General features: G+C 30.0%; 5 protein-coding genes. All 5 read left to right on the top strand.

The window, feature by feature from the left end; genetic code table 11:
- Positions 1 to 458: 458 nt before the first annotated feature.
- The 5 genes from L8D11_RS02830 (at position 459) to L8D11_RS02810 (ending at position 6,166) form a co-directional block, all read left to right on the top strand.
- Positions 459 to 1,112, top strand: coding sequence for an AAA family ATPase (locus tag L8D11_RS02830; RefSeq protein WP_236870163.1), 654 nt, complete (start codon positions 459 to 461; stop codon positions 1,110 to 1,112).
- Entirely contained in the window at positions 1,105 to 1,377 is a 273-nt protein-coding gene (locus L8D11_RS02825; protein WP_236870162.1) for a hypothetical protein, read from the top strand. The genes L8D11_RS02830 and L8D11_RS02825 overlap by 8 nt, the downstream gene beginning before the upstream one ends.
- A 51-nt stretch (positions 1,378 to 1,428) precedes the next feature.
- On the top strand, positions 1,429 to 3,306 hold the full coding sequence (locus L8D11_RS02820; protein WP_236870161.1) for a bifunctional DNA primase/helicase: 1,878 nt from the start codon (positions 1,429 to 1,431) through the stop codon (positions 3,304 to 3,306).
- A 3-nt stretch (positions 3,307 to 3,309) separates the two neighbouring features.
- Complete coding sequence (locus tag L8D11_RS02815; protein WP_236870160.1) at positions 3,310 to 4,431, top strand: hypothetical protein; 1,122 nt, start codon at positions 3,310 to 3,312, stop codon at positions 4,429 to 4,431.
- Between the two features lie 568 nt (positions 4,432 to 4,999).
- Positions 5,000 to 6,166: a hypothetical protein gene (locus tag L8D11_RS02810; RefSeq protein ID WP_236870159.1), complete on the top strand. Its 1,167-nt coding sequence runs from the start codon at positions 5,000 to 5,002 to the stop codon at positions 6,164 to 6,166.
- Positions 6,167 to 6,275: the final 109 nt, after the last annotated feature.

Here is a 6,275-nt window from a genome sequence, read left to right as displayed (position 1 = left end):
AAAAGATTTCATTCTAGCATTGGCTATAAAAAGCCCATGAATGTTTATTTAGAGGCATTGAAAAATGCTGCTTAATAATAGGAAGCAAAATTCTCAAAATTTTGTCTTGATTTTTCAGTCCACTATATTAGTAGGTCAAAAGAAAGCTATTTCCTTTGCTGTTAGAAATAAGAAAAATACAAATAGGTTCACTAAACTTAAAGAATGGCTAGTTTAGAACGATAACTACTCCGATTTTAGCCTAAAATAGTTGTAGTGCAACTTGCTGCAACTTTGGATTAACTCAGAGCTAAACCATAACTAAACTAGATTTAAAGTAGAGCTATCTTGCTGTGGTTTAGTTTAACTTAGATTTGTTTCAGACCAAGCTATAACAGCTGCAACTTACGTTTAGTTATATATTGACAAAATGCTTAAACTACTCTAAGGTAGTTCTAAAACGGTTGTAGACACACTAAATGAATAGAGCTCAAATAATAGTAATAGGAGGGGAAAAAGGCGGCGTAGGTAAAAGTACCATTGCTACTAATGTAGCTGTAGAGCTAGTTTCTCGAGGCGCAAAGCTTATGTTAATCGATTCTGATCCTCAAAAGACTTCATTAAATTGGGTAGATAGACGCAATGAACTAAATCCTACATTCAGTAAAATATTTGGCGTTTCAAAAGAGGGAAATGTGCGTGAGATTATTAAAGAGCTATCTACAAATTACGATATTATATTACTAGACGCCTCTGGTAGAGACAGTAAAAGCTTAAGAACTGCATTAACAATTTGTGACAAATTTTATTGTCCCATAAAACCATCTCAAGCTGATTTAGAAACTCTGCCGCATGTTTGTGAATTAATTAATGTCGCTAGCGATATAAACGACAAACTGCAATCTTTTGCTATTATCTCTATGGCTTCTCCAAATTATAAAAGTAATGATCATGAAGAGGCCTCTCACATAATTAATAATTTAAGTGATTATTTAAAATTATCTAAATCAATTATAATGGAAAGAAAAGTTTATAGAGAAGCATTATTACAAGGGAAAGGAATCACAGAAATGCAAAATGACAAAGCCATATCAGAAATTAAAAACTTAGTCCAGGAGATGATCAATGAGTAAATTCAAAATTAATTCCCCATTAACAAAAAATAAAATAGAAGAAGAAAAAGCTGAGTTATTTGGCCAGGACGCTGAAAATCATCTTATACAAGATAGTTACAATAAGAATATTAGACCAACTAAATCTTTTACAGTACCTCTAACTGAATATGAATTGTCTCTATTACAAAAAATTGCTAATGTACACGACAGATCACAAAGGTATATGGCTAGAAAATTATTAGTAAAAGCATTAAGTTCCGCACTCAATGATATTTCTTCTTAGAAATCTCTTACTTTATAACTGCACCAAATATTACCACGGGTATTATTGCACATGAAAACTTTATCACAAATTACTCCCGCTAAAATCAAAGAGATGCTCTCTATAAGTGCCGTACTTAAGTATTACGGGGGAGAATGTACAAGTAAATCGAGCGGTGCATGGTGGTGTATCATGCATGAAGTAGGAGGGAAACAGAGCGGCCATAAAACCCCTTCATTAGTAGCAAAAGATGAGAGAGGTACCGCAACATGTATGTCACGTCAATGCTTTGATAGAGATGATATCTTTAATGTTATAGCTAAAATGGAGAGACTTGATATTAAAAATGATTTCTCAGCAATAAAATCTATAGCATGCAATATAGCAGGCATTAACTACTCTACTAAATCACTCACTAAAGCTACAAATGTGAAAAACAGTAATATCCAAAAAGTAATAAAAGAGCTTGACTCTAAGCACTTCAAATACCTAGCCAATATTGGTATTTCTCAAGAAACAGCAATTAGATTTGGTCTAAAAGCTCGCAATGAATATATATTATATCCACAATCAGATGATGGTATTACACTAGGATATAAAGGCATTTCTATTAATAAAGATAAAAAGACAAATAAAAGTAACCAATTTTTTGAAGATTATACTGCATCACTATTCCATGAACTATCACCTCAAGAAGGGAAAAATATTATTTTTACTGAAGGAGAAAAGGATTGTTTGCGATTGACAGAAGCAATATTGCAAGCTGGGATGGAAGATAAATTCATGGCTATTACTATAACTACAGGCGCAAAAACAGTTCCACAGAACATTTTGCAAAAACTAAGAGAATTAAAGCCATCAGACATTTATATAATTTATGATAATGATGATGCTGGGATAGAAGGAGGTAAGAAGCTAGCATCTACTCTAATACAAGAGTTTAAAAAAGTTTTAATCTATAAATTCCCCAAAAAAACCAAAAGTGGCTACGATGTAACTGATTTTTTAAATGAAGGCCACTCCTTAAAAGATTTATTTGCTTTAGATTATGAAGTTCTGCAAAAAGAAGAAGAAACATTGCAATCTTCTTATCCAAGATATGTTATAACAAAAGATTCAATATTAGATACTTTAACTCCAGATAGAATTTTATACACCGGATATAAAACTGTCGATGAACAATGCCCTATTATCCAAGGCGAAAATACAATAATAGTAGGAAGAACTGGTAAAGGCAAGACCGTTCTTGGTGTAAATTTTGTTAATAAAATATTAAAAAATAATTTAGATGCAAAAATCATAGTATTTTCATTAGAGTTGAAGAAAAAAACTTTTCTTCAAAGATTATTTGCTGCCGAGTATGATATCGAGTCATGGAAAATAAAAAATAATTTTATATCTAAGGATAACACTGTATTTACTACCCAAAAAAAGAACTATATAGAAAGTGCAGAAAAATATATTGAGTTGTATAAAAATAGATTATTAATTATTGATGACATACATTCAATAGATCAAATAGAGGTAGTATTAGATAATTTAGAAATTAATCTTAATTATAAACCTGATTATATATTAATAGACTATGCTAACATTTTAAGCTTAAAAAGTTTAATGGATATCACTAAACATATACAAATATCAACATGGATGAAGTTTTTAGCAAAAGAAAAAAATATACATGTTCAAGCAATATGCCAGGCAAATAGAGCTACAAAAGAAAATGATGACGGTTACGCAAGGACAGAAAATCTAGCTGACTCAGATCAATACGGGAGAGATGCTTTTGTTGTGTATTCTATAAAAACAAGCATGGATAGTGATGTATACTCTATTAATCCGACAAAAAATAGGAATGGTAAGCCTGAAGAAGAAATTTTCTTACGCTGGAATCCTAAAAGTGGTAGCATTATTTCTAATGAAAGAAATACATTTATTCATAGAGTTTAATGTATGACAAATAAAAAACCAAAACACAAACTTTCTGGAATTCCAACAGCTTATGAAGAAACAAATAAACTAATTTCCAGTAAAAAAATTGAAAATATACATGAAAAAATAGACGAACTTGAAGTATACAGACGTAAGAAAGATGAAAACGCTATTTTAGAGATATTAAATGAAGCTGCTAAAGGCAAAAGTCCTTTAGTAAAATTAGCAACTATAGAAACCAATACATTCCAGGAAGCACTTACTTGTCTTTTAAGTATACGAAATACTGAAACATTTGAAGTTATGATGCTATTATTTGAATATATGGAAAATCATACAACGAATAAAGTTGAAAAATTAACTGGAACAGAATTATTGCGATTAAGCAAAGTCAAAAAGATAACACAAGAAATGCGCCATCAAAAACTTAATTTACTTTTAAATCAAGCTTCTGTAAGAATTAAGGCTCTTAACCCACAAAAAAGTTTAGAAAATTATAAAAATAAAAAAACAGATAAGGGATTAGTTTATGAACTTTTTGATCTTATTAGGATTCGCAGAGTTGTTTATTCAAAACTTAACCCCGAAATAATTGTTAGGTTAGAAGGAATAGAGTTATTGCCAAATTACCTGGAGTATAAACATCTTATAAGTAAAAGATATCTACCTTTACAAACTATAAGAAATATACCTGAAAGAAGGGGGAGTGATAAATCAAGGCATTTCATTTATAAATTATGCTTAAAATTTGCAAGCGTAAAAAAAGAGACCATAACATTAAATATTACTGAATGCATGAATTTAGGCGGATATATGAAAAGAGATGATAGAAATATCAAAAAAAAATGGAAACCGGTAGAAAAAGCGCTTTTGCAAGGTAAAAAAATAGGTCTTATTGATTTTCATTGGCTTTTTAAAGAACCTTCTGATGCAGAAAAAAGTCTTTTTAATCTCACTCTTTTTGGTGAAATTTCAAATGGAAAATATAACGAAGATGGTTCATTATATGAACAGTATTACAAATACATAAAGGAAGTACAAATCAAAAGATTGTATGATTTAGGAAGCTCTATTAACTTACCTTTTGATATTGAAAAAGTTACTCCTAAAAAAGCCTCTAAAGGGATAAAAATACAAATTTAAACTACTATTTCGTTCCGCATAAACTACTATTTCGTTCCGCATAAACTACTATTTCGTTCCGCATAAACTACTATTTCGTTCCGCATAGCTGGTATGGTACTAAGGATAAAAAGGGTTATAGAGTGTATAAAAATTTTCTTATAATTATGTAAATAATAATTATATAAAGAATGTAATTTTTATATAATTACATTCTTTATAAGAGAGAGTAGAAATCTTTCAAAGTATAATGGGGAATGTGTAAGCATGTAGTGTCGGATATACTTTAGTTATTAATAGGTTATCCAGTTATAACGGTCTATTATCAAGTTTTTGTTTGTTTCAGTTTTACTTTACCGTCAACTTCCTTCAGCCAACTCTTCACGAAGATAACTATTTCTCAGCTAATGTACTGCTCTATATCAGCACATAAAGGACTTGGACCCTTTGTTTTTACATTATGCCCGGCGCACACTAATACATTTTTAAAGCTAATAATATTAAATAAGTATATGCAATTTAATATGAGTAATAGATTTTTAATTAGGTAAATGTTATTAATATTTAATACTAATTTTACATTTTAAAAATGAAGCAAAAGGTATTGTCAATACAAGGTAGCGGAACTCTAGTATTAGGTGGCTTAAGAATACTTGAATACATAGAAGAAAGAACAGGTAGAAAAATAGCAGAGTTATTTGATGCAATAGAGGGCAGTTCATCAGGAGCACTTGTATCATTTATGTTAACTGTACCCAATGAATATGGAGAACCAAAATATAGTGCTAGAGAAGTTTCTGAATTTATAACGCATTGGCATAATTTAATAATGGATTATAAAAAAACAGGTTTTAAAACAAATGAATTAGGTTATCAAACATTATCACAAGTATATAATAAAATATTTGAAGGAAAAAATTTAGAAACAGCTGTGAAGCCAGTATATGGGTGTAGTATAAAATATAAAACTATGGGAGAAGAGTTAAAATTATATAGTTGGTCAAGTATAGGAGAAGCAGCTGGTAGGAAATATACAGATGCAGCACTATCGGTAACGGCGCTTCCTACAAGATATATACATAAAGTAGGAGATGAATATCACATAGATGGAGCAATGGCTTCATACAATTCATTTATAGATATTGCAAAACATTTTGGAGTTAGAATAGATGAGCTATCCATATTTAAACTAACTGCTCCAGATGTTCATCAAGTATCTATTTCAAGAATGGAGAAGAGCTTTTTACAAGCTCCAAGTTCAATATCATTTAATCAGTTAAAGCCACCTTTTTTAGTACATACATATAAGGCTACACATGCGTTTGTAGATGATCAAATTCTTAAGCATTTTTCAGAAACGTCAGTTGTAGTGAGTTATGATCCACCAAAGGGAGTTATTTGGGTAAAGTTATCTGTCAAAGAAATAAGGGAGCTATATGATGTTAAAAAATCGCAAGAAAGTGGAGTAATCGCAAAAGTAGAAGATTACTTTGCTGAAAGTTTAGTTGATGAATATAAAGAAGTTGAGTTAAAAGAGCATAATGCTATTTCAAGAGAGATTGAATTAATAATAGTAAAAAATATAAATCAACAACAATCTATCAGTATAAAGCCATTTTTATATGCCGTCACTGTAACTGAGTTAATAGAAGCATCTTCTCTAATAAGCTATTTAACTAAAAGAATTTTGGATCCATTGGTGGAAATAGATGATTTATTAAAAAATAATGAGTTATTAAAAAAGGCCGTTGCATAAATGCAAAGCAAGGAAGATATGCAATAAATGGATTTAAAAAATTAGATTCATATAAAGAAGAACGATAAGTTTGGTATAAAAGCTGATAGAATAATAGGAATTCAAGAAA

Source organism: Candidatus Bandiella numerosa (assembly GCF_021811875.1).
Taxonomy (GTDB): Bacteria; Pseudomonadota; Alphaproteobacteria; order Rickettsiales; family Midichloriaceae; genus Aquirickettsia; species Aquirickettsia numerosa_A.
The sequence above is the reverse complement of the archived record's forward strand: the minus strand, read 5'-3'. Positions and strand labels throughout refer to the sequence as shown.